The organism is Pseudomonas sp. AC463 (genome assembly GCF_979253585.1).
The window spans coordinates 1-486 of the sequence record NZ_CEEDDZ010000101.1 but is presented as its reverse complement, the minus strand read 5'-3'; the positions used below and the strand labels follow the sequence as shown (position 1 = coordinate 486).

The following is a 486-nucleotide window of genomic DNA, read 5'->3' as shown; positions in this document are numbered from 1 at the left end:
GGCGTCCGCCGGCTCCCTCCACGATCGGCGCGAGCGCGGCGAAATCGTATAGCTGCAACCCCGATTCGCAGACGATATCGAGGTGTCCCGACGCGAGCAGCCCGTAATTGTAGCAATCGCCGCCATAGACGGGCCCCTGCCGGACGTGCCCGCCCGACGCTGCTGCGACGAGCGCCATGTAGTGCGGCACGTCACCCTCCGCGAACAGATGCGGGCTGGTGGTGGCGACGACCGCGCCTTCCAGAGCGGGGCAGGCGCGGGTGCGAACGGGGACGCCGTTGAACGTCGTCGGGCGGCCGGCAACGCCGACCCAGCGTTCGCGCTGCACCGGCTGGTCGATGATGCCGAGCACCGGCCAGCCATCCTCCAGCAGCGCAATCAGCGTGCCGAAGATCGCGCGGCCGGCGGTGAAGCTGCGCGTACCGTCGATCGGGTCGAGCACCCATTGCCGGTTCGTCACCCCCGGCTTGATCCCGTATTCCTCAC

Annotated in this window: 1 protein-coding gene; it reads right to left on the bottom strand. The window is 69.3% G+C overall.

Features of this window, described 5'->3' with window-relative positions:
• The coding region (locus AC0IYH_RS29280) for an inositol monophosphatase family protein (protein ID WP_471837525.1) at positions 1-486 on the bottom strand (486 nt) is incomplete at both ends.